The 26836-nt window shown below is 46.7% G+C and carries 24 protein-coding genes and 2 pseudogenes; 9 read left to right on the plus strand and 17 right to left on the minus strand.

What is annotated here, in order from left to right:
- Positions 1-20 precede the first annotated feature (20 nt).
- Complete coding sequence (locus tag DXA20_RS08395) at positions 21-3149, minus strand: leucine-rich repeat domain-containing protein (RefSeq protein ID WP_158577172.1); 3129 nt, start codon at positions 3147-3149, stop codon at positions 21-23.
- Positions 3150-3343: 194 nt separating this feature from the next.
- Here DXA20_RS08395 and DXA20_RS08400 point away from each other — a divergent pair, with 194 nt between their 5' ends.
- The 4 genes from DXA20_RS08400 to DXA20_RS08410 all read left to right on the plus strand — a co-directional run bounded on the left by DXA20_RS08400 (position 3344) and on the right by DXA20_RS08410 (position 6349).
- Positions 3344-4567 carry a T9SS type A sorting domain-containing protein gene (locus DXA20_RS08400; protein WP_158577173.1) on the plus strand — a complete coding sequence of 408 codons (1224 nt, stop codon included), beginning with the start codon at positions 3344-3346 and terminating at the stop codon, positions 4565-4567.
- A 56-nt stretch (positions 4568-4623) separates the two neighbouring features.
- Positions 4624-4800 (plus strand): hypothetical protein, encoded by a 177-nt coding sequence (locus DXA20_RS16155; protein ID WP_158577174.1) that lies wholly within the window; start codon positions 4624-4626, stop codon positions 4798-4800.
- Between the two features lie 441 nt (positions 4801-5241).
- The gene (locus DXA20_RS08405) at positions 5242-5967 is read left to right on the plus strand and encodes a YoaK family protein (RefSeq protein WP_243100582.1); all 726 of its coding nucleotides are present in this window, start codon (positions 5242-5244) and stop codon (positions 5965-5967) included.
- 133 nt (positions 5968-6100) lie between these two features.
- On the plus strand, positions 6101-6349 hold the full coding sequence (locus DXA20_RS08410; protein ID WP_118560059.1) for a hypothetical protein: 249 nt from the start codon (positions 6101-6103) through the stop codon (positions 6347-6349).
- A 184-nt stretch (positions 6350-6533) separates the two neighbouring features.
- Here DXA20_RS08410 and cysK read toward each other — a convergent pair whose 3' ends face one another.
- From cysK to DXA20_RS08440, 6 genes and pseudogenes are all read right to left on the minus strand, one after another.
- Positions 6534-7469 carry a cysteine synthase A gene (gene cysK / locus DXA20_RS08415; RefSeq protein WP_022307227.1) on the minus strand — a complete coding sequence of 312 codons (936 nt, stop codon included), beginning with the start codon at positions 7467-7469 and terminating at the stop codon, positions 6534-6536.
- Between the two features lie 292 nt (positions 7470-7761).
- Entirely contained in the window at positions 7762-8262 is a 501-nt protein-coding gene (greA, locus tag DXA20_RS08420; RefSeq protein WP_022307228.1) for a transcription elongation factor GreA, read from the minus strand.
- Positions 8263-8811: 549 nt separating this feature from the next.
- Positions 8812-10089 carry an adenylosuccinate synthase gene (locus DXA20_RS08425; RefSeq protein ID WP_118560061.1) on the minus strand — a complete coding sequence of 426 codons (1278 nt, stop codon included), beginning with the start codon at positions 10087-10089 and terminating at the stop codon, positions 8812-8814.
- Between the two features lie 123 nt (positions 10090-10212).
- Positions 10213-11667 (minus strand): adenylosuccinate lyase, encoded by a 1455-nt coding sequence (gene purB / locus DXA20_RS08430; RefSeq protein WP_118560063.1) that lies wholly within the window; start codon positions 11665-11667, stop codon positions 10213-10215.
- 103 nt (positions 11668-11770) lie between these two features.
- A pseudogene (purF, locus tag DXA20_RS08435) lies at positions 11771-13143 on the minus strand (amidophosphoribosyltransferase).
- A gap of 222 nt (positions 13144-13365) precedes the next feature.
- The gene (locus tag DXA20_RS08440) at positions 13366-14676 is read right to left on the minus strand and encodes a glycoside hydrolase family 3 protein (protein WP_022307233.1); all 1311 of its coding nucleotides are present in this window, start codon (positions 14674-14676) and stop codon (positions 13366-13368) included.
- 160 nt (positions 14677-14836) lie between these two features.
- Between DXA20_RS08440 and DXA20_RS08445 the strand changes: the two genes are divergently transcribed.
- On the plus strand, positions 14837-15043 hold the full coding sequence (locus DXA20_RS08445; RefSeq protein WP_118560067.1) for a chorion class high-cysteine HCB protein 13: 207 nt from the start codon (positions 14837-14839) through the stop codon (positions 15041-15043).
- 111 nt (positions 15044-15154) lie between these two features.
- Here DXA20_RS08445 and DXA20_RS16160 read toward each other — a convergent pair whose 3' ends face one another.
- Positions 15155-15328 (minus strand): hypothetical protein, encoded by a 174-nt coding sequence (locus DXA20_RS16160; RefSeq protein ID WP_022307235.1) that lies wholly within the window; start codon positions 15326-15328, stop codon positions 15155-15157.
- Positions 15329-15520: 192 nt separating this feature from the next.
- Between DXA20_RS16160 and DXA20_RS08450 the strand changes: the two genes are divergently transcribed.
- Entirely contained in the window at positions 15521-15724 is a 204-nt protein-coding gene (locus DXA20_RS08450) for a chorion class high-cysteine HCB protein 13 (RefSeq protein ID WP_118560069.1), read from the plus strand.
- 203 nt (positions 15725-15927) lie between these two features.
- Here the strand turns inward: DXA20_RS08450 and aroC are convergent, their stop codons facing one another.
- The 7 genes and pseudogenes from aroC to DXA20_RS08475 all read right to left on the minus strand — a co-directional run bounded on the left by aroC (position 15928) and on the right by DXA20_RS08475 (position 22763).
- A complete protein-coding gene (aroC, locus tag DXA20_RS08455; RefSeq protein WP_022307236.1) occupies positions 15928-17034 on the minus strand; it encodes a chorismate synthase in 1107 nt (368 codons plus the stop codon).
- 105 nt (positions 17035-17139) lie between these two features.
- Positions 17140-18870 (minus strand): methyl-accepting chemotaxis protein, encoded by a 1731-nt coding sequence (locus DXA20_RS08460; RefSeq protein WP_118560071.1) that lies wholly within the window; start codon positions 18868-18870, stop codon positions 17140-17142.
- An 88-nt stretch (positions 18871-18958) separates the two neighbouring features.
- On the minus strand, positions 18959-20038 hold the full coding sequence (locus DXA20_RS16760; protein WP_243100583.1) for an ABC transporter substrate-binding protein: 1080 nt from the start codon (positions 20036-20038) through the stop codon (positions 18959-18961).
- Positions 20035-20190, minus strand: a complete 156-nt coding sequence (locus DXA20_RS16765; RefSeq protein WP_243100584.1) for a hypothetical protein — start codon at positions 20188-20190, stop codon at positions 20035-20037. The genes DXA20_RS16760 and DXA20_RS16765 overlap by 4 nt, the downstream gene beginning before the upstream one ends.
- Entirely contained in the window at positions 20187-20849 is a 663-nt protein-coding gene (locus DXA20_RS16770) for an ABC transporter permease (RefSeq protein ID WP_243100585.1), read from the minus strand. The genes DXA20_RS16765 and DXA20_RS16770 overlap by 4 nt, the downstream gene beginning before the upstream one ends.
- Positions 20843-21669: pseudogene (locus DXA20_RS08470) on the minus strand (ABC transporter permease). The gene DXA20_RS16770 and the pseudogene DXA20_RS08470 overlap by 7 nt, the downstream one beginning before the upstream one ends.
- 20 nt (positions 21670-21689) lie before the next feature.
- Positions 21690-22763, minus strand: coding sequence for an ABC transporter ATP-binding protein (locus DXA20_RS08475; RefSeq protein ID WP_022307241.1), 1074 nt, complete (start codon positions 22761-22763; stop codon positions 21690-21692).
- Between the two features lie 168 nt (positions 22764-22931).
- On the opposite strand from DXA20_RS08475, the gene DXA20_RS08480 reads away from it, so the two are divergent.
- Positions 22932-23474, plus strand: coding sequence for a hypothetical protein (locus DXA20_RS08480; RefSeq protein WP_118560073.1), 543 nt, complete (start codon positions 22932-22934; stop codon positions 23472-23474).
- Positions 23452-23733 carry a hypothetical protein gene (locus DXA20_RS08485; RefSeq protein ID WP_118560075.1) on the plus strand — a complete coding sequence of 94 codons (282 nt, stop codon included), beginning with the start codon at positions 23452-23454 and terminating at the stop codon, positions 23731-23733. Before DXA20_RS08480 ends, DXA20_RS08485 begins: the two co-directional genes overlap by 23 nt.
- A 10-nt stretch (positions 23734-23743) precedes the next feature.
- Here the strand turns inward: DXA20_RS08485 and DXA20_RS08490 are convergent, their stop codons facing one another.
- Positions 23744-24421 carry an HAD family hydrolase gene (locus DXA20_RS08490; protein WP_022307244.1) on the minus strand — a complete coding sequence of 226 codons (678 nt, stop codon included), beginning with the start codon at positions 24419-24421 and terminating at the stop codon, positions 23744-23746.
- Between the two features lie 24 nt (positions 24422-24445).
- Positions 24446-25414 carry an AraC family transcriptional regulator gene (locus DXA20_RS08495; protein ID WP_118560077.1) on the minus strand — a complete coding sequence of 323 codons (969 nt, stop codon included), beginning with the start codon at positions 25412-25414 and terminating at the stop codon, positions 24446-24448.
- Positions 25415-25590: 176 nt separating this feature from the next.
- Between DXA20_RS08495 and DXA20_RS08500 the strand changes: the two genes are divergently transcribed.
- Positions 25591-26691, plus strand: a complete 1101-nt coding sequence (locus tag DXA20_RS08500; RefSeq protein WP_118560079.1) for a pyridoxal phosphate-dependent aminotransferase — start codon at positions 25591-25593, stop codon at positions 26689-26691.
- Positions 26692-26836: the final 145 nt, after the last annotated feature.

The following is a 26836-nucleotide window of genomic DNA, read 5'->3' on the forward strand; positions in this document are numbered from 1 at the left end:
TCCATCTGACCTGTTTTTGTTCAGGCATTTTTCTTTCCGGAGGAATACGAAACTGTTTTGGACCATGAACTCTTCTGCCACTTTCCTTTTACCTTCATACTCGTCCGTATCCGCATCCGAAACTGTGCGGTACCACCTGAATTTCTTTTCATTATAATCTTTTTACGAATATTCCCCTGGTATCGTTTACGACTAAACCATTTTCCACCATGAAAGCCTTTCAACTTCAGTTGAAATTCATATCTGGTTCCCTCTGCCTTCTTAAGAGAAATCACATAATTTGTACCCTTTTCCGTCAATGCCATCTCCGGCTTCATCAGCTTGCGGGCAACAACGGCTCTGACCGGAGCAGACAGCGGATTCGGCTGTTCCAGCGAATCATTTCCCGCCTTAACCTTATAAAAATAAACATTTCCCTTTTTGACCTGACGGTCCACATAATTAGTAGCAGATGTGCTTTTTATCAGAACATAACCTGTCCTTTTCTGCGTAGAACGATAAATCAGATACTCCCCCTCTTCCGCTTTCTTCCAGGTAATCCGAAGTGCGGAAATATATGCTTTCTTTCCCATAACTTTGCAGTCGGAAACTTTAACACCGCTGACTGCCACTGTCTTTATTCCGGCAACCGTTGTCCCCTGTGGTAATGCCGTCTCCTGTACCGGTGTGCTTGTCTGCGGTACACTCGTCGGCACTGCTGCCGATGCAGTTGGCTCCGGTGATGGCGTCTGCATCCGATCCGGTCCCCAGTAAAACGGAAAATAACTGCTTCCCATATCCTTTGGTGTCACCCAGTCATATCCATTTTCTTCTGCCCATTTTGCTGCATAGCTGCCCGGCTCTGCCACGATCAGTGTTCCCGGCTTAAACGCCCCCGGTCCGATATAGATTACATCCACGCTGATCCGTATAATGCACTCTGCCTCCTCTGAGCCAAATGCACCGGAGGAAATCCGTGTCACACCATACAGATACAGATTCCATATGTTCTCCTCCCGGATCTGCTCCGGCAGCTTGTCCTCATTCACTGCCGCCAGCGTATCACTGACACTGATGCAGCCCTGACTTTCGCTGCTGTTTGTCACCCATTCACAGTTACTGTCAAAAGCATAGTCTCCTATCTGTGTCAGATTTTCCGAATACTGCAGTGTTTTCAGGGAAGAGCACTCCGAAAATGCATAGTCCGGCACGCCTGTAATCTTCTCCCCCAAAATAATATTTTCCACACCGCAGACCGTCGATTTCTTTCCCTTTCCCTCCGGCATAAACGCATTCGAATGAATTGTCAGCGTCTTGAGCGAATCACATTTTTCAAAAAGATTACCAAGCATGTCCGCCGTCAGCGACCGACTTGGCTCCATCTCTTCCGGGATTGTCAGTTGCTGCAATGCACTGCAGCCATAAAATACACTTTTATTTTCTGAATCCTCATCTGGAATTTCCACACAGATCTCACGATCCGGAAATGCGATGGACTCCAGAGAAGTACAGTTATAAAATGCCTGCTCATCCACATTATGAAGCAGACTTCCCTCTGCGAAGGAAATGGAGGTAATATTCCTGCAGTGTGCAAAAGCATTTTCCTCTATTCTTCTCACCTTCTGAGGAATCACTACCTCTCCTGCCATATCCGTACTGCAATCTACCAGAACCGTATCATTAATGATCAATAACCCACTGTCCCATTTATCGGTCAGATCAGCAAGCCATTTCGTTCCATCAAATGCCCTTTTACCAATCTCTGTATCCGTATCCGCAAATTCCACCTGTACCAATAAATCGCAGCCCTCAAACGCTTCATCTCCGATCTGTGTTACGCCGTCCGGCATCACAACGGACGTCAGTGTTGTATTATCCTGAAACGCACAGTCCGTGATCCTGTTTACACTCTCCGGGATTGTCAGATTTCCAAAGGAATAGTCATCCTGCGTATCAACAATCGCATGATCCAGTATCGCCAGACCATTCTCATATTTCTGTGTCACCCATGGCGTATTCCGAAAAGAATGACTGCCGCTTTTCTGATAACATTCCTCCAAAGCTTCCAGCGTCACCAGATTGGTACAGTCTGCAAATGCCTCATCCCCGATATTCACCGGCGAAAGAAAATGAACCTTCGTCAGTGCACTTTTCTGAAATGCATACGGATCAATTGTCATCACTCCCGCAGACTGTAGAGTAAGCTCTGTAATGGCTGTCTCATAAAATGCAAATTCCCCAATCTTCTCTGATATCAATGTTCCCACAAGTCCATCCTGCGCGTCTGCAAGTGTCCCTAATCCGGTACAGCCACAGAATGCATATTTGCCTATTTTCTTCGTCACACGATCAAGTCCTGTCACCGTTGTCAGCGATGTACAGTCCATAAATGCAAATTCCCCAACCTCTTGCAAATCCGAACTGACAAGCTCGACTGATTCCAGAGATGCACAATCCTGAAACATCATATCGGGAAGCTTTGTAATCGAGGCACAAAGTTTCATATTCTTTATCCCTGTTCCAAAAAAGACGCCCTCTCCATAATGTACTACATTTGCAGAATCAGTTACCTTAACAAGGTTATTGCAATTAACAAATGCATACGCACCGACGCTCTTTACACTGCCGTTCATATCTATTTCCGTCAATGAGGAACACATTGCAAATGCATTTGCCCCAATGTATTCGGCATTTTTAAGATCAATGCTGTCCAGACTGATGCATCCCGAAAACGCCGAAGTGCCCAGACGTTTTACTGCATTCCCCAGCGTCACCCGCTGAAGATCCCTGCAGTTTTGAAACACCGCTTCTCCAATTCTTGTCACGCTGTCCGGAATCACAACACTCTGCAGTCCTGCAGAAGACTGCCAGAAATCATCCTCTCCATAAGTATCCAGTGCCATTACCGTCATTCCGTCCACTGTCTGCGGAATGTTCACTGTATTCTCGACCTTTTCTCCCAGATACTTTGTCAGTACCAGCTTATCTTCCGTCAATTTGCGGTATTTCCATTGTCCGTCACTGCTCTGCAGCATCGTAACTGCTGCCTTTGCCGTTGGAATGCCGTTTACTCTTCCCGCACCTCCGGCACCACCCAGACTTCCGATCACCAGCGCTACAGTAAGCGCCCATATCCAAAATTTATTCCTGTAATGCTTTCGTATTTTCATCACTTTCTCCATTCCTGTATAATCTGTTATGTCTATGATAATATCTTTCCCGTTCTCTGTCAAAATGAAAGTATCCCCCTTTTCTTCCCCCCCCGTTTCATCATCGGTCAGTTCGTTTAAAACACGTCTGATCCGACTGGTATAATGTAGAAAACAAAGAAAATAACTGCCTGAATGGCGAAATGGAGGAAATTATGAAAAAGAGACATTTATTTTCCAGAAAAACATGGTTATCCGTGTTCACTGCTATCACTTTCATGATCACAGAGGCATTTCTTTGCCAGCCATCTGTACCAAAAGATGTACAGGCCCAGGAATTCACAACTGCAGAAACCCTTCCGGTAAACACCCCTGTCACTGACATTACCGGGGACAATATCAAATATTACACCTTCCAGTCCACGGAGGACGGCTACTTTACAATCAATATCAAACACAAAGATATTACACAAACCGGTCGCTGGTGTATGGTTCTGCGAAACAAGGACAGAAGCTATGTCTACGAAACCATGTATGGAGATTCTATCACCTCACATAAATGGCCCTGTGTCAAAGGCAAAACCTATTATATTGATCTAAGCGACAGCTATGGTTCCAGCAAACAAGCCTATGAGCTTGTCGTCACCCAGACTGCCGATCCCAACTGGGAACGGGAAGAAAATGATAATCAGGAGACTGCCACACCGTTAGCCTGTGACAGTCCGATGAATGGTATGGTAGAAAACGAAGGCAGCGACTGGTTCAAGCTGGAAACTCCGGCTGCCGCCGGCTATGTTACCTTTTCACTGGTTCATCCGGACATTGCCGAGAAAGGCGGATGGACAATGACCATTCAGGACGCATCCGGCAAAGTATACGGCAAATACAATGGTTCTTCGATCAATACGATCAAATACGGCTTTGCCCCTGGAACTATACTTTATATCAAGCTTACGGCAAACTATGGCGATGACCGTCAGCTTTACACCTTAACAGCATCATTTACACCATCAGTCACCTTCGAAAGCGAGCCAAATGACAGTGCTGCCAATGCCGACAGCATTGCTTATAACACCGATTACTGTGGCGTCATCAACTCCTCCGCAGATGATGTGGATTATTATAGCTTTACCAATCCTGCCGCCGGCAAAGTGACGATCCATTTCGGACCGGTTGACATATCAAATACCGGAAAATGGAATCTGACACTCGTGGATGCAAGCGGCAACGAAACATCTCTTCTTCAGACAGAAACCACACAGGATGTCACCTCGCTTCTCAAAAAGGGAACCTATTATCTAAAGATCACGGATAGCTGGGGAGCTTCTAATAAAGACTATACCTTCCGTCTGAGCCGCAAAAACTATAATATTTCCGGCAAAACAAAGATACAAAAAGCAAAGCTTCCAGAAAACACATTATCAAATACATTAAATTAGGAAAACGCGCCAAAAATGCAGAAAAGTATCTGGTTAAGATTTCCCGCAAAAAAAATATGTCCGATGCATCTTCTGCGGAATTTAATGCTGTCAAAAAACTGGATATTGATTATTATGGTTATTACAAGACCACCTATTATATTCAGGTAAGACCATATGTTACCGATGCCTTTGGCAACCGCTGGTACGGCAAAAAGTCTAATATTGTAAAAATTAAAACGAAACGTCTGTAATCAGAGAAAGATCCGTTAATTCTTTTCCTCTATACAGTCATTGTATCACAAATTTGCAACGCAAGGGAGCTTGTTGGCTTGCGCAGAATTTGTGAACGACAAAATCTTAAAGCGCAGTGCGCGACAGCTGCAAAGCAGCTGGATTTTGGAGTTATTATATCATCAAAAATTTACCAAAAGATACTAAAAAGCTTCGGTCTTTCATCTCTGAGAATGTCCGAAGCTTTTTACTTTTAAGATATGCTTTCACGGCAGCTTTTTACCGTATTGGAATTTATGCTTGTCACTGCTTTCTTCAACGATTATAATAGTAGATAGTGCTATATCATATAGTTACGCATTCAAAAGCAGCAAAGCTTTAAAGCGCAATCTGCGCCAGCCGTTAGAACAAAATAACGTTCGAACCCAACATCTTATAATTACTTAAAGGAATGATTTATCATGAACGAATCCGATAACATGTTTGAAGAAGAATATCTCACCTGTGAACGGAGGCACATCTTTTTCGTATTGATGGGAGTCGCCGGCTTCTTTGGTGCATTCACCTACTCTATCCGCGGGGGCATTTTCTGTAATGCACAGACCGCCAATTTCGTTTTATTTGCAATGGCACTCGGCAACGCCCAGTGGAAACACGCCCTCTACTTTCTGATCCCAATGAGTGCCTATTTCCTTGGTGCCGTGATCTCCGAGGCGCTGCCCGGCAGCATCAAAAAGCTGCAGTTTATTCGCTGGGATACGCTGTTTATCATGATTGAAATGATCGTTGTCGTCTTTCTCGGGCTTCTGCCGGAGAGTGCACCGGTTCAGATCTCACAGGTTGCGATCAACTTCATCTGCTCGATGCAGTATAACACCTTCCGGCAGGCAAGGAGTGTTCCGATGGCAACGACCTTTTGTACCAATCACTGGCGTCAGGTTGCGATCGCACTGACGAAAGCTATCCGTCACCGGGATACTGCCTATCTGCCCCGCATGTCCCAGCATCTTTGTATGCTGCTTGTGTTCGTGGTCGGCGGTGTGATATCCACGATTCTTTGTAATCTTTTCCTTGGCAAAGCGATCTTTGCCGCACTGATTCCTCTGATGATCGTGTTTATCGATCTTTTATATGCGGATCTGAAACGCGAAAAGGGTGCTCTGGAACGGATTCCGCATGGGCATTGAGAAGGTGCGTGTGGCGAATATTAACCCGATTTGTGTCAATAACATGATTGCATGATTTTTTGAAAACAATCCATACTATTTACAGTACCCCGAAAATTATTTACTAAGACTTCATTTCGGAAGGAGCAATAGTATGAGCCACGATAAAAACGGTACGACCGGTCTAAACCATATGAACAAACGTCAGCTTGCCGAAGGTCTTGAGTTTCTCGATGATCTGACGGAGGATGAGCGCAAGCGTTTTGAAGCACTTCCCGACGAGGATAAGCATCGGTGTATCGCCCAGAATCTGATCAGTCACCAGGATGACAAGCTCTGGGACAGGGATATCGGCATCAGCCAGCTGGAGGGACGCATCGTCACAAAATCTTTTCAGGGATAGATGATTGACGTTTCTGCCAATTGACCTTTTCTAATATCTCTCTGCAGATCCGCCAATTCATATATTTTTACCTGTCGGGAAATTAATTATCTGACCGATGAAACGATCAAAACAAATCGAGAGCAGCCCACGTTTACAGGCTGCTCCCTGTTTGTTTATCCATGAAATTTTATTGATTGATCCATTAGTCGGCAAAGAGCTGTGTAGAAAGATATCTGTCTCCTGAATCAGGGAGAAGTGCTACAATCACCTTGCCCTTGTTCTCCGGACGGGCTGCAAGAATAGTTGCTGCCTTTAATGCTGCTCCGGAAGAAATACCAACGAGAATACCCTCGCTCTGGGCAAACTTCTTGCCCTCGACAAATGCATCATCGTTCGCGATCGGGAGAATCTCATCATATACATCTGTGTTCAGTACCTTTGGCACGAAGCCTGCGCCAATACCCTGAATCTTATGTGCTCCCGGTGCTCCACCGGAAAGAACCGGGCTGGTCTCCGGCTCAACAGCTACGATCTTGACATTTGGATTCTGCTCCTTTAAGTACTCGCCGATACCTGTGATTGTTCCGCCTGTACCAACACCTGCTATGAAAATATCTACTTTGCCATCGGTCTGATCCCAGATCTCAGGACCGGTTGTTGCCTTATGTGCTGCCGGGTTAGCCGGATTGTCAAACTGACCAAGGATAACAGAGCCCGGTGTGTTTGCCTGAAGCTCCTCTGCCTTTGCGATAGCTCCCTTCATTCCCTTTGCACCTTCTGTCAGAACAAGCTCTGCTCCATATGCTTTTAATAATGTACGACGCTCGATGCTCATGGTATCCGGAAGAGTAAGCACTGCATGATATCCCTTTGCTGTAGCAACAGCGGCAAGACCAATTCCTGTATTACCGGATGTTGGCTCGATAATTGTTGCACCCGGCTTTAAGATACCCTTCTTTTCTGCATCCTCGATCATTGCAAGACTGATACGATCCTTAACAGATCCTGTCAGATTCAGATACTCTAACTTTGTCAGGATCGTTGCATCTGTAACTCCTGCTGCTTCACTGTATTTGCTTGCCTTTAAGATTGGGGTTCCTCCGATCAGTTCTACTGCACTCTCTTTAATCTTTGCCATAATAATGTCCTCCTTCATTCTCTAAACATTCTGCTTCTCTGACCCTCCCTCTTCAGAAACAATCCTGTCTGAAATCTTGGATAATCAGTTGTTTTCTTTAATTATACTATTCATACTGTGTTTGTATGAATTGATTTTATAATGGTATTATATTCCTTCAATTCCTATCTGTCAATAGGAATTTATAAAATCTCTGAAAAAATCTGTCGTTATGCTCAATCGAAAACAAATCAGACTGCATACTCTCTGTTTTACAGCCAGTATGCCAGTCCTGATATTAATTCTCTTCATTTTAGAATCGGCTGATTTCCTCCGATTCATCATCACTTTTACGGATCTCACGGATGACAACATCGTATTTTACTCCATTTTCCAGCTCTATTGTAACCGTGTCGCCCACACGATGCTTCAACAGACATTTCCCCATGGGTGATTCAATGCTGATCATATTATTCATTACATCTGCACGGATCGTTGTGACAATCTTATACTCTTCTTCGCAGTCATCCTCCGGGACATAAACGACAACGGTATCATTGAGTCCAAGCTCCTCCTCACCGGCATCGTCCTCCACGATCTGAGCCGTCTTGATCATCCGCTCCAGATAGCGGATCCGGCTCTCGTTACGATTTTTCACTTTCTTGGCTGCTTTATATTCAAAGTTCTCGCTGAGATCTCCCTGCGCTCTCGCCTCCTTGACGTCTTCCAGGGCTTCCTTACGCACGACAAGCTTGCGATGCTCCAACTCCTTCTCCATCTTTTCAACATCCTGTCTGGTTAATCGATCATACATTGTTTCATCCTCCCTTTTATTGCAAAAAAGATCTTCTATGCAAAACAAACAGATATTTATATGTTTTTTGTTTATTTTTGACAATGATATTTTATCACATGCTGTATATAATATATATAAGAAATCTGAATTGATTTCTTCATCACACAATGAGTCCTGTGACTGTTCTGACAGGACATTAATCAAAAAATGACAGAGCGATGAGAGGTGTGACGGTTCTGACACCTCGGTAAACAAAAAGTGACCGAGTGATGATATCTATATGGGAGAGTTGTTACTCTCCCATTTTTACAAAGTAAATACATCAATGAATATATTGCTTATATAAAAAACACAAATTCCACCAAAGATCAAAAAAAGTTAAAACGAAAATACATATATTCCACATTACAATATTTTCATAAAGAATTAAAAATTTAGAACAAAAGAGCGAAACCAGCGTTTCATCCTTGCTTCCCACCACATTACGAGCATTTTCCTATACCAGAACAAAACAGAAGGCTACCCATCAGTGGATCAGCCTCCTGCACGATTATTCCATAAATTTAATTAGCGATAGATGATCTCGCTTCTCTTTGGTCCGTTTGATACCATTGTGATCGGCACACCGATCTCCTTCTCGATGAACTCGATATAACGACGGCAGTTCTCCGGAAGTTTGTCATACTCGGTAATACCTCTGATGTCGCAGTTCCAGCCCGGCAGTGTCTCATAAACAGGCTTTGCCTTAGCAAGCTTTGCGGTTACAGGGAAGTCCTTTACAACCTCTCCATCGATCTCATAACCAACGCAGACCGGAATCTCCTTGAGATATCCGAGACAGTCAAGAACAGTCAGTGCTACTTCTGTTGCACCCTGGATCTGGCAGCCGTAACGGGATGCTACTGCATCGAACCAGCCCATACGACGTGGACGTCCTGTTGTTGCACCGTACTCTCCACCGTCTCCGCCACGCTTACGAAGCTCCTCAGCCTCTACCTCATCGTGAATCTCACTGACGAACTCGCCGGCACCAACGGCACTGGAATAGGCCTTTACAACAGTAACGATTCTCTTGATCTCATATGGAGGAATACCTGCGCCGATTGCGCCGTATGCAGCCAATGTAGAGGAAGAAGTAACCATTGGGTAAATACCGTGATCCGGATCCTTCAGGGAACCAAGCTGTCCCTCTAACAGAATACCCTTGCCTTCCTTGATCGCCTGACGAAGAAAAGCAGATACGTCGCAGACATAAGGAGCGACCATATCACGATACTCGTGAAGTGTATTTAAAAGCTCATCCGGATCAAGCTCCGGCTTATTGTAAAGATATTTCAGTGTAACGTTCTTCTGCTCGCAGATGCGTGCGATCTTGTCCTTTAACACATCATCATCGAACAACTCGGATACCTGAATACCGATCTTAGCGTACTTATCAGAATAGAACGGAGCGATTCCGGACTTTGTGGATCCGAAGGATTTCTTTCCGAGACGCTCTTCCTCATACTGATCGAACAGGATGTGATACGGCATCAGGATCTGTGCTCTGTCAGATACCAGAATCTTTGGCTTTGGCACGCCCTGCTCTACTAAGGAATTGATCTCCTTAAACAGATATGGAATGTTCAGTGCAACACCGTTGCCGATAACACTTGTGGTGTGATTGTAAAATACACCGGATGGCAGAAGATGCAGTGCAAACTTACCATAATCATTGATGATGGTGTGACCTGCATTGCTTCCTCCCTGAAAACGTACGATGATATCGGACTTCTCACCTAACATATCGGTGATCTTTCCTTTTCCCTCATCGCCCCAGTTTGCTCCAACGATTGCTGTAACCATAAATAGCCCCCATTTCTGTACTGCCCTGACCTGGTTCCCATGCCTGGCAGCACAACGACACGGGAATGGAAAATACTTCTTACTTCGGTTCACTCATAGAAGCATACTTCCGGTAATTGATTCCTACACGTTTATCTCGGACTTCATTCCAAGGATTTCCTGATTCTCATCCAGAATTGGCTGAACAATCTCCTGAATAAACTCCTCTACCTGTGAAGCAGAACGTCCTGTATATCTGGATGGCTCCATCAATGCCTGCAGCTCCGGCAGTGTCATCGGGAACTCATCGTCTGCAGCGATCAGCTCCAGCAGATTGTTTTCTTTTCCTTCCTGCTTAACATTCTTGCCTGCTTCCATAGAGAGCTGACGGATCTTCTCATGAAGCTCCTGTCTGTCTCCACCTGCTTTGACGGCATCCATCATGATATTCTCGGTTGCCATGAACGGCAGCTCGGCCATCAGACGTTTCTCGATCACTTTATCATATACGACAAGACCATCCACAACATTTAATACCAGATCAAGGATACCATCTGTTGCCAGGAATCCCTCCGGTACGCTGATACGCTTGTTGGCAGAATCATCCAGAGTACGCTCAAACCACTGACATGCAGAGGTGAACATTGTGTTGGTGACATCAGCCATCACATAACGGGAAAGAGATGCAATACGCTCGCTGCGCATTGGATTTCTCTTGTATGCCATTGCGGAGGAACCGATCTGATTCTTCTCGAACGGCTCTTCAATCTCCTTCAGATGCTGAAGAAGACGGATATCATTGGAGAACTTGTGTGCACTTGCTGCAATGCCTGCAAGTACATTTACAACTCTTGTATCAAGCTTTCTGGAGTAGGTCTGTCCGGATACCGGGAAGCACTCCTTAAAGCCCATCTTCTTGGCAATGATCTTGTCGAGCTTCTTAACCTTCTCCTCATCGCCGTCAAACAGCTCCATAAAGCTTGCCTGTGTTCCTGTTGTTCCCTTGGAACCAAGAAGCTTCATATGATCAATGACATGATCCAGGTCTTCCAGATCCATCAGAAATTCCTGCAGCCACAGAGTTGCTCTCTTACCTACAGTTGTAGGCTGAGCCGGCTGAAAATGAGTAAACGCAAGTGTCGGCTGTGATTTGTACTTCATCGCAAAACGGGACAGCTCATCAATCACGTTGATCAGCTTGTTGCGGATCAGATGAAGTGCCTCTGTCATAATGATGACATCGGTATTATCTCCGACATAACAGGAGGTAGCTCCCAGATGAATGATTCCCTTTGCCTTCGGACACTGAACACCGTAAGCATATACATGTGACATAACATCATGACGAACCTGCTTCTCTCTCTCTCTGGCAACATCATAATTGATATTATCTGCCTGAGACTTCAGTTCCTCGATCTGCTCCTTTGTCACAGCAGGATTGCCGTTTTCATCCAGAAGTCCAAGTTCATTCTCTGCCTCGGCAAGCGCGATCCATAAACGTCTCCAGGTTTTGAATTTCTTGTCCGGAGAGAATATGTACTGCATCTCTCTGCTGGCGTATCTCTCGGACAGTGGACTTGTGTATCTGTCGTTACTCATATCTAACCTCATTTCTGTGCTGTTTCGCACACCTTTGTTTTATATGTTCAGTACAAATTGATCCGGCACAGAACCGCTTCAACCTATACCCACAACACCTGCATTATTTGTCGTAATCTCCACGGATATCTCCTTCGGAGGATCTAACGGATAATCTCCGGAGAAGCAGGCATTACAATAGCCCTGATCTCCATCGATCAGTTCACTGAGCCTGTTAAGATCAAGATATCCCAGAGAATCTGCACCGATCATCTCTGCGATCTGCTCTACCGTATGGCTGAATGCCGGCAGCTGATCACTGGACGGTACATCTGTTCCAAAATAACATGGATATTTGAATGGTGGAGAACTGATGCGCACATGCACTTCCTTCGCTCCCGCATCCTTGAGCATCTTCACAATACGCGCACTTGTCGTTCCACGGACGATGGAATCATCAACCATGACAACACGCTTGCCGCGAACGATTTCACGAAGAACATTCAGCTTAACCATAACACTCGACTCTCTCGCCGACTGCTTTGGCTTAATGAAGGTTCTTCCCACATAACTGTTCTTGACGAAAGCCGTTCCGTACGGAATGCCGGATTCCAGAGCAAAGCCCATCGCTGCTGCATTACCGGACTCCGGTACACCCACAACGATATCGGCGTCGACAGGATGTGTCTGTGCCAGGATCCTTCCGGCTGTAATCCGGGAACTGTGAACGCTGATGCCATCTATGTAACTGTCCGGTCTTGCGAAATAAATGTACTCAAAAATACATTTTGCATGACTGCCTGTCATCAGAGACTTGTCCGAAGAAATTCCCTCCGGCGTGATCGTCACGATCTCCCCCGGCTCCACATCACGGATAAACTCTGCGCCAACCGTATCAAGTGCACATGATTCACTGGACAGGATATATGCCCCGTCTCTCTTGCCGATACAAAGCGGACGGAATCCAAACGGATCTCTTGCTCCGATCAGCTTACGCGGACTTGCCACTACAAGAGAATAAGCTCCCTTGATCTTTTTCATGGCTTCCTTGACCGCTTCCTCTACCTTGCCGACCTTCAGACGTTCTCTCGCGATCAGATATGCGATCACCTCTGAATCAATCGTAGTCTGGAAGATCGCACCACTCAGCTCCAGCTCGCGGCGAAGCTCCAGTGCATTGACCAGATTGCCGTTATGTGCCAGTGAAAGGGTTCCCTTGATATAGTTCAGAACCAGCGGCTGTGTATTCTCGGCAACACTTGCTCCTGCTGTCGAATAACGCACATGACCAACTCCGATATCACCTTTCATCTTGCCAAGATTCTCAGCATTGAATACCTCATTGACGAGTCCCATTCCCTTGACGGAGGATGAATTCCTCTGAGGACCGTCTGTACGGCTCACTGCAATACCGCAGCTCTCCTGTCCTCTGTGCTGGAGGGAAAACAGTCCGTAATAGATGGTAGACGCAACGTCCCTGCCTTCCATATCGTACATTCCGAATACTCCGCACTCTTCCCCGAGCTTCGGTTCTTCCGCCTGTGCAAGCAGGCAGCCGGAACAATGGCATTTCTCACATGATGTCTGTTTGTTACATTTGGTATGCTCACTCATTTTTGTCTCCATTCCTATGCAATTGTCCTAAACACCCTAATAACACAAGATATATTATATCAATTTCACGGAAAATCTCAAGACTTGTTTGTAACTTTTTGTGATTTACTCTGCTTCCTTCTTCTGTGCGGTATCCTCGAGAGTCATAATTCCCTTCTGAAACTTTAATTTCAGAATACGCTGAACCGTATCATTTAACCGTTTCTCCGTGATCTTTCCTGACTGCACACGTTTTAAAACAGCATCGAACGCCCCCGGCAGATCCTCCGGCATCAGAATAATGTCCGCCCCTGCTTCAAAGGACTTGACTGCGGCATCTCCGGCAGAATATTTGTCCGTGATCGATGCCATATCAAATGCATCGGTAATGATCAGTCCGCTGTAATTTAACTCCTCACGCAGGATCGTTGTCATGATCAGATTTGACAGGCTTGCCGGTTCGCTCGTCTCGGTAACGCGACTCACCGAAATATGGGAGATCATCACAAAATCCGCTCCTGCATCCATTCCGTTTACAAACGGAACAAAATCAATCTGTCGCAGTTTTGATATGCTGCTGTCAATGTCGACACTTCCCTGATGGGTATCTCCGCTGGAGGAGCCCTGTCCCGGAAAATGCTTGAGCGTGGAGCAGATATTCTGGCTCTCAAGCCCCTTTACATAGGCACTGACATATTCTGCCACCTTTTTCGGATCATCACCAAAGGAGCGCGTTCCGATCTCACTGTTCATCTCGGTCGTCTTAACGTCTGCTACAGGAGCAAAATCGACATTAAAGCCAAGCTCTCCGATCTGGCTGCCGATCGTCTCAGCCATATAATATACATAATCGGCATCCTCTGTCTTACCGATCTCTTCCATACTCGGAAATGTGTCCGTTTTCATTTTCGGGTTATTTCCGATCCGTGCCACATCGCCGCCTTCCTCATCCACACACACAAACAGCGGTGTTGAGGAATTCTTCTGCAACTTGCGGATCAGCTTTTTGGTCTGCTTCCGGTTCCAGATATTTCTGGAAAATAATGTAACTCCACCGACCGGATACTGCTCCAGTGTTTCTTTCATTGCTTTTGTAAGCTTCTTATGTTCGTAATACTGTCCCTTCGTCTGGTCTAAAAGCTCCAGATTGACATTGAAAAGCTGTCCGACCTTCTCCTCGTCACTCATCAGGTTCAGATATTCCAGAGAGGCATAGGTTGCATCTTCGTCACTCATCCCGATTACTTCCGGCTCCTGCGTGCATTCTACATCTGTAGATTTCGGCGGCGTATATACGTCACGGCTTTTATCTTTGCCAAACGGCAGACCGGAGCATCCTGTCAGAAGCAGACAAATACTAAGACCCGCTGCACATAATTTCTTTCCATATCTCATTTTCCGGTGCCATACGTCTTTTCTTTTGTGTTGATCTCTCATTGTGATCTTCCATGCCTTTCTTTTATTTTATGATATTGGAATCAAAGGTATTTTGCCCTTTGCATCATTTTTGATTATTTCGGAAACTGTCCAAGCCGCCCTGCATAGGTTAAAAATGTAAATATATCCTGTCACTGATAATGACAGAACGGAGGTTTTCATGAGTGATTTAGCAGCAACCGATTGCGGATGTGGATGCAGCAACGGAGGAAATGATAGTGGATGTAGTTGGATCATCATTCTCCTTCTGCTCTGCTGCTGTTGTGGAAATGGCAACAACTGCTTCGGCGGCTTTGGCGGCGACAGCTGCTGCAGCTCCATCATCTGGATCTTACTTATCCTGTGCTGCTGCGGTAACGGCTTCTGACAACCGTGCAGACCCTGACCGTTAATGGCATTTACCGGCGGTCAAAACTACTTACGTGGCTGCCCTTACGGGGCAGCCTTTTCCTTTTCAGTACCGTTCTTCATAACTGCTTTACCACTGTCCCTTTGAAATTCTCTTCCGGCACGCCTCACACTCCCGGTCGATCTCATAAATCGTATCCTCCTCGATCACAAGATCATCCTCCTGTTTCTGTCTCCGGTCTTCCTCGGATGACTCAACTGCCGTCTCTTTTGCCTTTTCCGGTCCGTAATAAAAGTATCTCATAATACCCTCCATTCTATCCCCGGAATTAAACTCCGGTGGATGTTTATGTAAAATGGAGTTACTTCATCATATGCATCAGAAAAGATTCTGTCTCCTTTTGACAAACTGCCGGAAACTGTCCAAGCACTGATACATACTATAACAATGTAAATAAATTTGACTGTCAGATCTTCTGACAGAATGGAGGTTACCATGAGTGATTTAGCAGCAACCGGTTGCGGCGGCGGATGTTCATCAGACAACGGAGGATGTAGTTGGATCATTATCCTTCTTCTCCTCTGCTGCTGTTGCGGTAATGGCAACAACGGCTTCGGCGGTTTTGGCGGAGATGGATGCGGATGCAATTCCATTCTCTGGATCCTGATCCTTTGCTGTTGCTGCGGAAACGGATTCTAAACATATCGTTTCCTTTTAAACGAGCAGACCAAATTGGTCCACCGGCAGTTTCTTCGGATCTGCCGGTATTTTTATTGTCCGGGAAAATACTCGTAACGTAGCGTGAATCAAGGGCAAAACGCTGGTTTTGCCCTTTTTTATTGCCTGATAAAATGCTCGTAACGTAGTGTGACATTAAGGGCAAAACGCTTGTTTTGACCTTTTTATTGCCGTTTCCAGAACTCCTGAATCTTATCCAGTCTTGAAGTCATTCCAAGAAGCACCATATCAAGCACACAGAGTGCACTCATTGCTTCCACAACCACAACCGCTCTCGGCACGATCACCGGATCATGTCTTCCCTTAATAGAAATCTCAATGTCCTCGCCATCACGATTAACCGTCTGCTGCTTACGTGCAATGGACGGAGTCGGCTTCACCGCCGCCCGCAATATAATATCACTGCCGTCACTCATTCCACCGAGGATTCCTCCTGCATGGTTCGTCTTTTTGGCAATGCTTCCATTCTCTGCTGCCACAAAGCTGTCGTTATTGTCAGAGCCAAAGGCAGAAGCCACAGCAAAGCCATCTCCGATCTCCACGCCCTTAACTGCACCGATGGACATCACAGCCTTCGCCAGATTAGCGTCCAGTTTTTCAAAAACCGGCTCTCCGATCCCGGCAGGCATGCCCCGGACAACACATTCGATCACGCCGCCTGCAGAATCCTGTTCCTTCATCTTCTGCTCCAGCAAGAGCTCTGCTTTCTCAGATGCATCTAGATCCGGCATGTAAAGCGGGCTTTTCATGATATTATCCATGGAAGCCTTCGTTTCATCAATGTCGATCCCACCGATCGACCTTGTATATGCCTGCACATGAATTCCAAGGCTTTTCAGCAACTCCTCGGCAATTGCTCCGGCAGCAACTCTGCCAATCGTTTCTCTTCCTGAGGAACGTCCGCCTCCACGATAATCCCGGAAGCCATACTTCTCATCAAAGGTATAATCCGCGTGCCCTGGTCTGTAATAGCCTGCAATTTCAGAATAATCCTTCGAACGCTGTGTCTTATTGTAAACCACCAGTGAGATCGGTGTACCTGTGGTTTTTCCTTCAAAGATGCCTGACTGGATCTCCACCAGATCCTCTTCCTTACGCGGTGTGGAATATCTGGTCTGTCCCGGCTTTCTCCGGTTCAGATACTTCTGTATCGTCTGCTCATCCAGTGCCAGTCCTGCCGGACAGCCGTCCACCACAACACCGACGCCCTTTCCGTGGGACTCTCCCCATGTTGTCACCTTAAATATACTGCCAAATGTCGATCCTGCCATTTCTTACCAAGCCTTTCTTCATTTCTTGTAGTTTTATACAGACAAACGCAGCAGAAACTCTGTATAAGCAGTTTCCTGCTGCGTTGCCATTATCATGTATCCTGATCACAGACGGATCTTTTTCACACTCTGATCCAGTCCATATGCAATCTCTTTAAGCTGTGCCGCATTCTCAGAAATATCCTGTACAATGTTGGTAACCTCTGCCACGGAAGCGGATGTCTCCTCACTGCTTGCAGCGTTCTCCTCTGCGATCGCAGAAAGGTTTTGAACCACATCGACTACCTTTTCTCTGGAATCATCCAGATTCTCTGTCTTACCTGTAATATGTACCACACTTTCCAGTGCATTTGCAACACCATTGTTCACCTGATGGAACATCTGATCTGTCTGCGTCATCTTGTCACTCTGCTCATCCATGATATTGCGTACCTGCTGCATCGTCTCAACTGCCCTGGTCGAATCCTTGATCAATGCAGATGTAATATCATCGATCTGGCTTGCTGATTCATTCGACTGCTCCGCAAGCTTCTGGATCTGTGAAGCAACCACAGCAAAACCTCTTCCCTGCTCTCCGGCACGCGCTGCCTCGATGGAAGCATTCAGAGACAACAGATTCGTCTCCTCCGCGATGGAGGCGATCAGTGAGGTTGCATCCTTGATCTTCTGTGCAGATGCATTCGTGATGTTCGTCTGCTCATAAATCTCCTCAATGGAAACCTTGGTTCTCTCATTGACTGCCATCAACTCATTCAGGATGGCCATCGCATGATCACTGGAATTCTTCATGCTCTGGGAATTATTCTCCAGAATCTCCGCTTCCTTGTTGGTTGCTTCGATCATATTCCCCATATCAATAACATGCTCTGTCGCGTTCTGTGTCTCCTGTGCCTGATTGGTCGCACCGCTTGCAATATCACCAACAGCATTTCCAACCTGCTCTACGGTCTTTGCCGTATCGGATGCATCCCGGTCCAGTCGCTCCGATGCACTGAACAGATCGTTACTCTTGCTCTGGATCTCCTCGACCATCGTCACAAGCTCTTTCCGAAGATTTGCCACAGACCGGCTCATCACTCCTGTCTCATCTTTGCGCTTCACTAACTTCTCCGCTCCCGGTGTCGGCGTAAAGTCCATCCCTGCCATCTTGCTGACAATATCCGATATCCGACCGATCGGACGCAGATTCGTTGAGATCAGGATCAATGAAAGGATCGTCATAAAGATGTCTACAATAACCGCCGCTCCAATGCTGATATAAACGACTCTGTGTAACGGCGCCAGAATATCCGACTCATCGGCAGAAATTACAAGCACGGTATCACATGCCTCATCCACATAATAGGACGCGTACTTTTTCACTCCGTTAAAGTCATAAGTAACTACCTTCGACTCCGGGCGCTGCTTCTGCGCCATCTGTTGTACAACCCCCTTGATCACAGCGTTCTCCACCGGCTTGCCAATCTTCTCCTCGGTCGGATGATACTTCATTGTTCCGGTCGAATCCACAACATAGGCATAGCTGGAAGCAACGCCCTCGATGCCAACGTCCTTAAATGAAGAACGCAGGGAATCCGTGTTCTTGTTCTGAATCTGCTTACGAAGCACCTCCAGTTTCGATCCGTCGCTTACCGTCACATCCTGCAGATAATTCATCGTCTGATCCAGCAGCGTCCTCTGTGCGGCCGGGATGATCAGAGCCAGGATCACGGAGCATGTCACGATCACAGCACAGATCATCAGCACGGTCATACGGAACTTCAACGAATGGATAAACCCCACTTTATCCTGTTGTCTCTCCTTTTTCTCCTTTTTTGTGCTCTTTTTTCTTCCCATAATACTACCTCCAAAGAATTACTTAATTACATATATTTTACCACGCCTGTCCATGGCTTTTCAATCCCCTTTTGTGTCTCCGAATCAATTAATATGCTTTCAATTCCTTCCACATATAGTTGTAATATTCCTCCATGTCCTTGCCGAGATAGCGGAACATTTCACAGTTCTTTACTACATCCTCCGACTGGAAGATCACCGGATCATCCTCCTTTTCTTCCGGATCGATCTCATCTAACACTGCCGTATTCGGTGTAGAATAATATACATACTCAAAATTCTGCATAGCAATATCTTCGCGGCACAGGAAATCCAGAAACTTCACGGCACCCTCGTAGTTTTCACCATCCTTCGGGATCACCCAGCTGTCCATCCATACATCCGAGCCCTCCTTGGGAACTACAAACTCGAGATCTTCATTGTAGTCTCTTGCAAGCCCTGCCTCTCCGGAATAGATCACTGCCATCGCCGCCTGCTCGTTTGCCATATCATCACGGACCTCATCCACCAGATAAGACTGTACCAGCTCCTTCTGATCGATCAGCAGCTTTTTGGCCTGCTGCAGCTCGTTCTTATCTGTGGTGTTGATCGAATAACCAAGCTGGCACAGTGCCGGCACAAAGCTGTCACGGACGCTGTCCTGCATAATAATATTATCTTTATAGTCCTTCCTCCACAGATCCTTCCAGCTGTCCGGCTTAAAGTCAAGCAGCTTCGGATTGTATAATATTCCGACGGTCCCCCAGAAATACGGTACACTATACGCATTATCCGGATCAAAGTTCTGTGACAGCTTCCAATAGGTATCACCGATATTGTGTGCGTTGGAAAGCTGCTTCATATCGATCTTACGCACATCCTTTTCCTGGATCATTTTGTCCAGCATATAGTCCGAACAGCAGATCAGGTCATAATGGATCGTTCCGTTCTTAAACTTTGTGTACATTGCCTCCGGCGTCAGAAACTCCTCATACGCTACGGATATGCCTGTTTCCTTCTCAAACTGCTTTAGCACATCACGGTCAATATAATCTCCGTAATTAAACACAACGATCCGCTTGTCCGACTTCTTCTCCGTCGTGCCGCATGCCGTCAGCAGACCGGATGCCGACAATAGCACCGCCAGTCCTGCCGCCGTGAGCCGGCTTAACATTGTTCTTTTCCTCATGAAAGCCCGCCCCCTTTCCGTTCTGCCTTCTTCGTTGTACGCCATGCCTTCCGGTTCATCAGGAAAAGCACCAGAAGCACCAGCACAAACACGATCGTGGACAGCGCATACAGCTCTGTCTGGATACCCTTGCGGTACTCCGCATTGATCATGGTTGACATCGTATGAATACCCGGTGCCTCGTGAAATAGGTTACCGAGAAATCATCCAGAGACATCGTAAAGGAGAGCATAAAGCCTGCCACAATTCCCGGCACAAGCTCCGGCAGCACAACCTTCCAGAATGCATAGTAAGGGGATGCCCCAAGATCAAGCGCCGCCTCATACATACTCATATTCAGATGCATGACCTTTGGCTGTACACACAGAACCACATAAGGAATGATCAACGTGATATGTGCGATCAGCATAGTCCAGAAGCTCAAGCTGATAAATCTTGAAAATAACAGCATCAACGCCACACCGGTTACGATATCTGCATTCAGCATCGGAATATTGGTCAGCCCCATGATCCAGGTCCGGGTGCGTTTGCGCATACCAAGCATACCGATACACGCCATGGTTCCAAGGATCGTAGACACAAACGCAGCCCCTGCCGCTAACAGGATCGTTGTGCCGAGTGCCTGCATGATCATGTCATTTCCAAACAGCTTTGTATATCCGGACAACGAAAATCCTCCCCAGACCGCCTTGTTACGCGGGGAAGCATTAAACGAGGATACAATAAGTATCAGGATTGGAAGATAAAGCAGGATCAGTGCAAATGCAAGATAGATCCTGGATGCTACGTCCGTCACTTTCTGTTTTACCATATGCCGCTTTCCCCCTCCTCTCCATCAAAGAACCGGTAGATCACCATGCTGATCAGGATCAGAACCATCAGACTCAGGGAAAGACCGGAGCCCGCATGGATATCTGCATAACCGGAATTAAATGCCTGCTCGATCACATTTCCGATCAGATAAACCTTGCCGCCGCCCAGCATGGATGCAATGACAAATTCACTGATCGAAGGCACCATGACCATCGTGATCCCGCTGACGATCCCCGGAATGCTGAGCGGATGATGATCCGACGCAGGATCGTCCCCTGTCCTGCACCAAGATCCTGTGCCGCGCTGATCACATCGTTGTCAATCTTAACAAGGGCGTTATAGATCGGAAGCACCATAAACGGCAGATAATCATAAACCGTACCTAAAATAACCGCCCACATCGTATTCATCAGATGAACTCTTCCAAAGCCAAGGGATATAAGTATCTGATTCAAAATTCCATTGTTCAGAAGGATCAGCCGCCATGCAAGAGTACGAAGCATGAAATTCATCCACATCGGCAGAATAAAGATCATTACGATAAAGCTGTTCTTGTTGCTGGAATATTTACGCAGGATCAGTGCCAGCGGAAAGGACAGCACCAGGCATATCCCTGTCACCAGAAGTGACATTCCGATACTGCGTAAAAACGGCTTTCCATTGACCGAATCAAGGATCGCAGCCACATTGGCAAGTGTAAAGGATCCGTCCGATGCCGTAAATGCATTATATACAAGCAATATAAGCGGAACCACCGTAAACAGAAGCATCCACATCAGATATGGTCCCGCAAGAAGTTTTTTGCCTAATCTTCTCATGTCAATTCCTCCATTCCGATCTACTCGAGCGTACGCTCCTGCTCCTCATCCTCCGACTCCGGCTTATGCATGATCTGGATATTAAACGGATCTACCCAGATTCCCACCTCGGTGCCCGGCTCCTTCAAAACGGTGCTGTGAACAAGCCATTCAAAGCCGGCCGCCTGCACTTCCATCTCGTAATGAACACCCTTGAAGATTGCAGAGGTCACGCGCCCGCAGATAATTCCCTTTGATGGTTCTGTCAATACAATATCCTCCGGACGGATCACCACATCCACCGGCTGGTTCCTGCCAAAACCCTCATCCACACAGACAAATTTCGTACCCAGAATATCCACCAGACGATCTTCTACCATTGTAGAATCAATAATATTACTCTCTCCGATAAAATCTGCCACAAATGCATTCTGCGGCTCATTATAGATATCCTCCGGCGTACCGATCTGCTGGATGTAGCCCTGATTCATGACCACGATCGTATCGGACATCGTCAGAGCCTCCTCCTGATCATGTGTCACATAAACAAACGTGATCCCGAGCTCATTCTTCAGACGGATCAGCTCATACTGCATGTCCTGGCGAAGCTTTAGATCCAGTGCTCCAAGCGGCTCATCCAAAAGCAGGACTCTCGGTTCATTCACGATTGCACGGGCGATTGCAATTCTCTGCTGCTGTCCGCCACTGAGCGAATCCGGCATCCGCTTCTCATAGCCGTCCAGATTGACGAGCTTCAATGCATATTTTACTTTATCTCTGATATAACTTTTGGACTTATTCTTGATCTTTAAGCCAAATGCGATATTCTCCTCAATATTCATATGGGTAAACAGTGCATACTTCTGAAAAACCGTATTGACCTGACGCTCATTGGGCGGCAGTGATGTAATATCTCTGCCCTCAAAGATCACTCTTCCCTTGTCAGGCGTCTCAAAGCCACCCAGGATGCGCAGCGTTGTCGTCTTTCCGCAACCGCTCGGTCCCAGTATCGTAAGAAATCTGTTCTCGTTTAAATATAAATTTAAGTCGTCTAATATCACCTTATCTCCATAGCTTTTGGAGATACCAATCAAGTCTATCAATTTCTTTGCCATTTATGCCTCTTTTCTCTGCTATGATCCAGTTTTTTATACATTTCCCGCGTCATCTGCATAACATTTTAATTATACAATCTCTGCATTGGTTGTCAATCATATTTCCCATGCGGATGCATATTCATATAACAACACGAAATCATGCATTTACAGAAAGGAGACGATCCTATGACCACAGAAGAAAGAGACCGCCGTATGGCGATGCTGCGTGCAGCACAGCCCTACACCTCCGGGCGTCAGCGGTACGCACTCGACCTTGTACTACAGGCAAATGCACTGTTATCAACGGCGCGCGGCGGCATGGCAGGCGATCTGGAAGCATGCGAAACGACAGCCCGGCCCGAGGAAATGCTGATGCACATGCAAGAATTCTGCACCCCGCGGGAAGCCGATCTCGTACAGATGATCCTGAATTTTATCAAAGCCGGCCATCTGTTCCAGAATTACCGGGATTTCATGGCACAACAAGGTCCCGATGAAAATCCGGATCTGCATGCTGCCGGATTTTCCTCCCCATCTGCCAATCCACTCCAGATGCTTTTGCAGCTCCTGGGCGGCTTTGGCGGTATGGGAAGCTCCAACCATCTGATGGAATTTCTGATCACACAGCTTTCCCCGGAACAACAGCAGCTTTTCGAACAGCTAAAGAGCTTCACCCAGACATCCGGTGAAGAAAAGGAGGCAGATTATGGAACCATGGCATCAGAATGAGGCATTCCGCTCGATGGAGCCTGCCAAACAGAAAATGATCGAGCAACTTGCCGCTTCCCTGCAGGGAAAAAAATTAACCGAGGCACTTCCTCTGCTGATGCAGTGGAAACAGACGATGCAGCGGGAAAATATTCAGTTTACGGAGGAAGAAAATCAGATATTGACAGAAATCTTTTCTGCGCAGCTCTCACCGCAGCAGAAAAGACAATTTGAATTTATTAAGAATTCCTCTTTTCATAAAAATTTGAACAGAAAATAATATCCAAGCTCTATTTGTCCGGAAGCTGAGGTGTCACAACGATGTTTGCCATCCTGCGCACTTCGTCCTCCGGCATTTTCAGATCCGGAACACAGATTACCGGTATGCCGGCGGCAACAGCCGCACGCACACCATTCTCGGAATCCTCAAGAACAACAGCCTGCTCCGGTTTTAAGCCGCAAAGATGCGCTGCCTTCAGGAAAATATCCGGCTCCGGCTTAGATCTCTCTACCATCTCTCCGCCCACGATCACCGAAAAATACTTACGGATGCCGGCACCCTCCAGATAACGTTCCACGATATCGGATCTGGTAGAGGATGCCACGGCAGCTTTAAGTCCCTGACGGCGGATCCACTGTAACAACGTCACAATGTCAGGCTTTAACTCCAGACCGACCGTTGCTGCGATTGCATCTACGTGCTCTCTTGCAATTCTGCCAAGCTGTGCAAACGGATAATCCATACCATATTCTGTCAGCATCAGCTTCTCCAGACTCTTACCGGTAAGCCCGAGACTCTTGCAGTAAACCTCCCGGCTGAGGCGGTATCCGCGCTCTGCCATCACAACGGCAAGCTGCTCCATAAACAATCTCTCCGTGTCAAAGATCAGACCATCCATGTCAAAAATAAATCCCCAGGCACTCTCAAAGCTCTGTGCGGCGTCCAAAATATTGTGGTAATCTCTCATAATAATGATACATTCCTTTCCCGGCTAATAGTTTCCGGTGCTGCGGTATTCTCTCGGCGTACATCCGATCGTCTGTAAAAATACCTTGTTGAAATAACTGATATTGTTAAACCCGGACAGGTTGGCGATCTCTCCGATCTTCTTGTCGGTATCCTGCAGCAGACGGCAGCTCTGCAATATCCGGTAACGCATCAGATACTGCATCGGCGACATCTTCATCGTCTGCTTAAAGATCCTGCAAAACTGTCCCTCACTCATCGGAAGCATTTCCGCTAACTCCGATAATGTGATCTCGTAAGCGAAGTTGTCCTTCATATACTTCACAACAGGCTCAAGCCTTCCTGTCTCCCCCGGCTCATCCCTTCTCGACACGCGTATACTCTGTCTGTTCAGCCGGTCCCAGATCCCCATGATATGGCTTCGAAGCATCAGCTCGTACGGCTCCGTGTCATGCTCGGGACATGCATACAGCTCCCGAAGCAGCCTGAGCACCTGCTTCTGCCAGCCTCCATCGTCCCACTCTGCCTCAAGCTCCGGCTGTGCAGGCGTCCTTCTCCGGTTGCCGGTATCCGCAAACTCCGGCCGGTACGGCTCATCCGGACAACGCATGGAGATAAACTCCGGGAAAATGATCTTACCATCCAACACCGGTTTGAGATACTTTCTGCCGAACCGGCTGTGAATGTCCTCATGCAGAAACTGATAATGAAAATCGATCGCGAAAAAGCTGCATGGCTTTCCGTCCACTGCCCTTGCCGAATGAAGAAGATTGGAATTGATAAATACACCGTCTCCCTCCTGCAGCAGATATTTGCGTTCCTCGATCTCAAAATTGATCTCTCCCTCCGTCACCATCAGGATCTCAAACTCCTGATGCCAGTGAAGATAAAAGATCGCATCCGTGCCGGCCGGATAGCTCATTTTATGCAGTCCGACCGGAAGCTCGACCGTGCCGTGCTGCTGCTTTTCTTCGTATTGCTTTTTCCTTGCCATCCGTACCACCTCCGTATAATTTCTGCATGCTGCCTGCCGTCACAGACCGCATATCGTCAATTTCTTTTATTATAGAGGATAACCGCCAAAAACTCAACGCAACATTTACAACACCTCTTTCAAATGGTATACTGTGTGCAACGTTCGATAACAAATGATAGAAATGAGGCCAGATTATGATTGAACACAAGGAACATTTTCACGGAAGTGATCTCGAAAAGATAGAAGCTGCCTACGGCATCAAAAAGGAGGACATCACAAGCTTTTCCGCCAACGTCAATCCTCTCGGTATCTCCTATAAGCTCCGCGAGGGTCTGATGGAACATATCGATGCCATCACCTCTTACCCTGACCGTGAATATACAAGCCTGCGCAAATGTATTGCCGAATATACCGGCACAGATTATCGCAACATTCTCGTTGGAAACGGTTCCACCGAACTGATCTCGCTAGTGATCCAGTTAAAGCATCCCAAAAAGGCACTGATCGTCGGACCGACTTATTCCGAATACGAACACGAACTGAGTCTCGAGGGCGGCCGCTCCCACTATTTCCGCTTGAAGGAAAGTGATGACTTCAAACTGAATATCGATGAGCTGACACAGGCATTGGACCGCGATATTGATCTTCTCGTTCTGTGTAATCCAAACAATCCTACCTCGTCCCAGATTGACCGCCAGAGCATGCGGATCATTCTGGATACCTGTAAGGAAAAAGGAATCTTTGTCATGGTAGACGAAACCTATGTGGAGTTTTCCGAGAAAGCGGATGAGATCACTTCGATCCCTCTGACCAACTATTATAATAATATCATTATCCTGCGCGGCATCTCCAAATTCTTCGCAGCGCCGGGTCTGCGCCTTGGCTATGCCATCTGTGGCAACCACCAGCTTCTGCAGGACATCGACAGCAAGAAGAATCCATGGACGATCAATTCACTTGCCGCGGTTGCCGGAGAGATCATGTTTCAGGATAAGGAATATATCCACGACACGAAGGAGTTAATCTCCTCCGAGCGCCGCCGGATCTGCAGTATCCTTGACAAGTGTCCGAACATCAAATATTATCCGCCTCACGGCAATTTCATTCTCGTCCGCATCCTCCGGGATGATGTGACCTCCATGGATCTGTTTGAGGCAGCGATCCGAAAGGGACTGATGATCCGTGACTGCTCGACATTCCCATTTCTAGACAACAAATATATCCGTTTCTGTTTCATGAATCCGGCAGATAACGATGCTCTTCTGGACGTCCTGTTCGAGCAGCTGAACAAATAATATGACTAAGACTTCCCATATCAACGATGGAAATCCGCCCATAATATTTCTTATGTCCTAAAAATCAATGAGACATTTTGCCTCGAAAAACATATTTATCCGTGAGCTGTGACTAAAAAATTGACGCAGATCAGTAGGATTTCTG

Source organism: Roseburia sp. AM59-24XD, assembly GCF_003478445.1.
Classification (GTDB): Bacteria; Bacillota; Clostridia; order Lachnospirales; family Lachnospiraceae; genus Jutongia.

Coding starts and splice junctions, on each gene's coding strand:
- DXA20_RS08500 (WP_118560079.1), top strand. CDS start 25,591: ATGATTGAACACAAGGAACATTTTCACGGAAGTGATCTCGAAAAGATA.
- DXA20_RS08445 (WP_118560067.1), top strand. CDS start 14,837: ATGAGTGATTTAGCAGCAACCGATTGCGGATGTGGATGCAGCAACGGA.
- DXA20_RS08400 (WP_158577173.1), top strand. CDS start 3,344: ATGAAAAAGAGACATTTATTTTCCAGAAAAACATGGTTATCCGTGTTC.
- DXA20_RS08490 (WP_022307244.1), bottom strand. CDS start 24,421: ATGAGAGATTACCACAATATTTTGGACGCCGCACAGAGCTTTGAGAGT.
- DXA20_RS08410 (WP_118560059.1), top strand. CDS start 6,101: ATGAGCCACGATAAAAACGGTACGACCGGTCTAAACCATATGAACAAA.
- DXA20_RS16155 (WP_158577174.1), top strand. CDS start 4,624: ATGTCCGATGCATCTTCTGCGGAATTTAATGCTGTCAAAAAACTGGAT.
- DXA20_RS16765 (WP_243100584.1), bottom strand. CDS start 20,190: ATGATCAATGCGGAGTACCGCAAGGGTATCCAGACAGAGCTGTATGCG.
- DXA20_RS08425 (WP_118560061.1), bottom strand. CDS start 10,089: ATGGTTACAGCAATCGTTGGAGCAAACTGGGGCGATGAGGGAAAAGGA.
- DXA20_RS16160 (WP_022307235.1), bottom strand. CDS start 15,328: ATGAGATACTTTTATTACGGACCGGAAAAGGCAAAAGAGACGGCAGTT.
- DXA20_RS08475 (WP_022307241.1), bottom strand. CDS start 22,763: ATGGCAAAGAAATTGATAGACTTGATTGGTATCTCCAAAAGCTATGGA.
- DXA20_RS08440 (WP_022307233.1), bottom strand. CDS start 14,676: ATGAGAGATCAACACAAAAGAAAAGACGTATGGCACCGGAAAATGAGA.
- DXA20_RS08450 (WP_118560069.1), top strand. CDS start 15,521: ATGAGTGATTTAGCAGCAACCGGTTGCGGCGGCGGATGTTCATCAGAC.
- purB (WP_118560063.1), bottom strand. CDS start 11,667: ATGAGTAACGACAGATACACAAGTCCACTGTCCGAGAGATACGCCAGC.
- DXA20_RS08480 (WP_118560073.1), top strand. CDS start 22,932: ATGACCACAGAAGAAAGAGACCGCCGTATGGCGATGCTGCGTGCAGCA.
- DXA20_RS08405 (WP_243100582.1), top strand. CDS start 5,242: ATGAACGAATCCGATAACATGTTTGAAGAAGAATATCTCACCTGTGAA.
- DXA20_RS16760 (WP_243100583.1), bottom strand. CDS start 20,038: ATGAGGAAAAGAACAATGTTAAGCCGGCTCACGGCGGCAGGACTGGCG.
- DXA20_RS08485 (WP_118560075.1), top strand. CDS start 23,452: ATGGAACCATGGCATCAGAATGAGGCATTCCGCTCGATGGAGCCTGCC.
- cysK (WP_022307227.1), bottom strand. CDS start 7,469: ATGGCAAAGATTAAAGAGAGTGCAGTAGAACTGATCGGAGGAACCCCA.
- DXA20_RS08395 (WP_158577172.1), bottom strand. CDS start 3,149: ATGAAAATACGAAAGCATTACAGGAATAAATTTTGGATATGGGCGCTT.
- greA (WP_022307228.1), bottom strand. CDS start 8,262: ATGTATGATCGATTAACCAGACAGGATGTTGAAAAGATGGAGAAGGAG.
- DXA20_RS08460 (WP_118560071.1), bottom strand. CDS start 18,870: ATGGGAAGAAAAAAGAGCACAAAAAAGGAGAAAAAGGAGAGACAACAG.
- aroC (WP_022307236.1), bottom strand. CDS start 17,034: ATGGCAGGATCGACATTTGGCAGTATATTTAAGGTGACAACATGGGGA.
- DXA20_RS16770 (WP_243100585.1), bottom strand. CDS start 20,849: ATGGTAAAACAGAAAGTGACGGACGTAGCATCCAGGATCTATCTTGCA.
- DXA20_RS08495 (WP_118560077.1), bottom strand. CDS start 25,414: ATGGCAAGGAAAAAGCAATACGAAGAAAAGCAGCAGCACGGCACGGTC.